Raw genomic sequence first — 3657 nt, 5'->3', positions numbered from 1 at the left:
GCCGCTCGCGCGCGGCGATCGCGGCGAGGCTCGCGGCCAAGGGAGCGGGCGCCGAGGCAGGCTCGGCCATCGCCGAGGCGCTGCCCGACCGGGAGGCGGAGCTTGCCGCCGCCGCCATCGCGGCACGGCGCAGGCGCATCGGGCCCTTTGCCAGGTCCGATGCCGATGCCGCTGCACGCCAGAAGGCTCTGGCAGCACTGGCCCGGGCGGGGTTTCCCCGCGCGATCGCCGAGGCGGTGCTGGCGATGGACGAGGCCGAGGCGGAAGCGCGCATCGCCAGGTTCCGCGCATGACCGTCACGGCAACGCGCGCTGGGTTCGTGCGGGGCCTGCGCTCGGCCTTTCCGCTCACCGTCGGGCTTCTTCCCTTTGGACTCGTGGTCGGCGTTCTGGCCGAGTCCAAGGGCCTCTCCATGCTCGAGATCGCGCTGATGAGCGCGTTCGTCTACGCCGGCACCGCGCAGATCCTGGCGCTGGAGGGTTGGACAGACCCTGCGCCGATCCTCGCGGCGACGCTCGCCGCCGGCGCCGTCAACCTCCGCTTCGCGCTGATGGGCCCCTCGCTCGCGCCCTGGCTCGATGCGCTGAAGGGCTGGCGGCGGTGGCTGTCCGTCGCCGGCATCGTCGACCATGCATGGGCGCTCTCGCTCGCCGAGATGCGCGCGGGGCGGCACGATGCGCTGTTCTACCTCGGCGTCGCGACGATGCTCTGGACGGCCTGGCTGGTCACGACCATCACGGGCCATGCGATGGGCGCGGTGGTGGCGCTGCCGCCCGGCCATCCGCTGTTCTTCGCGGCCCCCGCCTGCCTGATCGCGCTGCTGGTGCCGGTGTGGCGCGGCATCGGCGTCGATGTGCTGCCCTGGTCGGTGGCGGCGGCCGCCTCGCTGCTCGTCACGCCGATGCTGCCGAACCCGGCGCTGGCCGTGGTCGTCGGCGCGGTGGCGGGGAGCGCCGCGGGGGCCTGGCGCGACACACAGCGGGGCGGAGCGGCCAAGCCGTGATCTCGGCCGATCTTGCGACGCTGGCCGCCATCCTCGGCATGGCGGGCGTCAGCTTCGCGATCAGGGCGGCGGGCTACCTCGTGCTCCGCCGCATCCAGCCCGGGCCGTTCCTGCGCGCCTTCCTCGGCCACCTGCCTGGCACGCTGTTCGTGGCCTTCGCCGCCCCTGCCATTGCGCGGGCCGGGCTTGCGGGACTTGCCGGGGCGATCGCGACGCTGGTGGTGATGGCGTTCTCACGCTCGGCCACCTTCTCACTGCTTGCCGGCGTCGGCGCGTTCTGGGCCGTGCGTGCGGTGGGGCTGTAGCGAAGGCGCCGCGCCGCGTCAGCTCCCGCCCGCGATCGCCGCCGCTTCCTTCGCCTCCGGGCTCATCGGCGGCTCGCCCGGCGTCTGCTGCACGACGACCTTGCGGTACGGGAAGGGGATCTCGATTCCCACCTCGTCGAAGCGGCGCTTGTAGCGGCGGTTGAACTCGCGCGACACCGCCCACTGGCTGCCCGGGTTCGTGCGGAAGCGGCAACGGATCACCACCGCGCTGTCCATGAACCGCTCGACGCCGAGCACCTCGAGCTGCTCGCGGATCACGTTCGCCCAGCGCGGCTCCTCGCGCATCTCGGCGCCCAGGGTGCGCAGCACCTCGATGACCTTGTCGGTATCCTCCGAGTAGGCGACGCCGATGTCGAACACCGAGAAGGCGAAGTCCTTCGTCATGTTCGACACGGTGGTGACGGCGGAGAACGGCACGATGTGCACCGTGCCGTCGAGCGAGCGCAGCCTGATCGAGCGGATCGACAGCGCCTCGACCACCCCGCCCTGGCCGGCGACGTTCACCACGTCGCCCACCGCGATCGCATCCTCGGCGAGCAGGAAGATGCCGGTGATCACGTCCTGCACCAGCTTCTGCGAGCCGAAGCCGACGGCGATGCCGACGACGCCGGCCCCGGCAAGGAGCGGGGCGATGTTGACGCCGATCTCGTAGAGGATGATCAGGCCGACGACGATCACCATCACGATCATGAGCGCCGTGCGCAGCATCGGCAGCAGCGTGCGCACGCGCGCCGTGCGCGCCACCTGGGCATCGCGAGAGATGCGCTCGAGATGGCGGTTGATCGCCGCGTTGGCCATCTCCCAGATCAGCAAGGCCACGGCGATGGTGAATACCACCGACAACGCCGCCCCGATCACCCGCGCCCCAAGCCTGCCCGACTGGAACCAGTCGAACGCGCCGAGGCCCCAGGCCTGCAGCAGGATCACGATCGCGACGATCCAGATCATCGCGTGCACGAGCTTGCGCAGCACCGGCGTGTAGCGGTTCACCCGTTCCTCGAGCCCGGGATACTGGCCCGCAAGCTCGTTCTCGACGCGGAATATCTTGTCCAGCAACCGGTCGCTGCCGAGTTCCATGAGCTTGGCAATGCCGAGCACCGCGATGGTCGCGGCCGTGAACCGCAGCAGCTGGCCATAGCCACCGGAGATCTCGAGCCAGCTGATCGCCCAGCCCGCGAAGAGATAGACGGCGGCGAGGATGTGCCAGATGTCGGCGAGCCGGTTGCGCACAACGGCCCAGGGCCCTCGCTTGTCCTCGTGTGCCCGGATCATCGCCGCCACGGCATGGCGGTTCTGCATCACGATCAGCAGCAGGAACAGCATCACCACGAAGCCAAGGATATTGAGCAGCGACACGTAGGCCGCCTGGCCCAGGCCGAAGATCAGCGTCGCCTCGGCGATCGCGTATCCGGTGACCCCCCAGACAGTGAAGCGCTGCAGCCAGACCTGCAGATAGGCCGCCGTCTCGTCGGCGATCGGCACGAGGCGCAGCCCCGGCACCTCCGGCGCGAAAACCGCGCGGCCGAGCGCGCGCGCAAGCCGTGCCGCGAGATAGGCGTTGTTGGCGACGAGCAGCAGCACGCGCTGTGAGGGCCAGCGCTCGATCGCGGTGATGGTGGCGTAGCTGACGGCGGCGAAGGCGATCACCGGCAGCAGGTCGAGTGTCAACCTCGTCACCGACAGCCTGATCCGCGTCGGATAGGTCGCGGCCGTCGCGCTTGCCGTGACGATGCGCCGCCGCGCCGGGCGAAGCATGACCACAAGCAGCCGCTCGACGCTGATGCCGCAGGCGAGCACAACAATGATCTTCCACAGCACATCGAAGGCACGGCCGCGCACGGCCGGATCGAACACGAAGCGCTGCGCCGCATCGACCAGGGCGGGAAGGTCGGCTGCGGACCGCACCGCCGAGATCACGCCATCGGCGACGCTGCCGAGCGCGCCGGAAACCGCGAGCAGCAGTTGCGCCCCGAGGCTTTGCGGCGAAAGCGGCAGCAGCGATTCCGGCCCGGCCGCACCGACGCGGGCGAGGCTGTCGAGCGTGGCGAGAAGGTCGTTGCGGCGGACCTCGTCGCGCAGGATCTCGGCCAAACGCCCTGCCTCGGCGGCGGGCAGGGGGGGAGCAGGGTCGGGCTGGGCAGCGTTGGGCGGGGCAGCCGCGGGGAGGGCTGGTTCGACTGCCGGCGCCGCGGCAGGGGCTGCCTGGTCAGCAGCTGGTTGCGCCTGCGCCTGGCTGCTCAGCACGTGCGTCGGCTGCGAGACGGGCGCTGGCGGCGGTGTCGCCGGGTGCATGGCGCCGGCTGCCTCGCGGGCGGCGCGGGTGGCTGC

3 protein-coding genes and 1 pseudogene are annotated in these 3657 nt (G+C 71.2%); 3 read left to right on the top strand and 1 reads right to left on the bottom strand.

What is annotated here, in order from left to right:
• From Q0C38_RS23075 to Q0C38_RS23065, 3 genes and pseudogenes are all read left to right on the top strand, one after another.
• Window positions 1-293 (top strand): annotated as a pseudogene (locus Q0C38_RS23075) (RecX family transcriptional regulator); the annotation flags it as partial.
• Window positions 290-1003 (top strand): AzlC family ABC transporter permease, encoded by a 714-nt coding sequence (locus tag Q0C38_RS23070; protein ID WP_291299487.1) that lies wholly within the window; start codon window positions 290-292, stop codon window positions 1001-1003. The pseudogene Q0C38_RS23075 and the gene Q0C38_RS23070, both read left to right, overlap by 4 nt.
• Window positions 1000-1308 (top strand): AzlD family protein, encoded by a 309-nt coding sequence (locus tag Q0C38_RS23065; protein ID WP_291299486.1) that lies wholly within the window; start codon window positions 1000-1002, stop codon window positions 1306-1308. Before Q0C38_RS23070 ends, Q0C38_RS23065 begins: the two co-directional genes overlap by 4 nt.
• Before the next feature lie 18 nt (window positions 1309-1326).
• On the opposite strand, the gene Q0C38_RS23060 is transcribed toward Q0C38_RS23065, so the two are convergent.
• Window positions 1327-3657: mechanosensitive ion channel family protein (locus Q0C38_RS23060; protein WP_291299485.1), on the bottom strand; the 2331-nt coding region annotated here is incomplete at its 5' end.

Source organism: Elioraea sp. (genome assembly GCF_022842375.1).
Classification (GTDB): Bacteria; Pseudomonadota; Alphaproteobacteria; order Acetobacterales; family Acetobacteraceae; genus Elioraea_A.
Note: the sequence above shows the minus strand (reverse complement) of the source record. Positions and strands in the feature narration are given on the sequence as shown.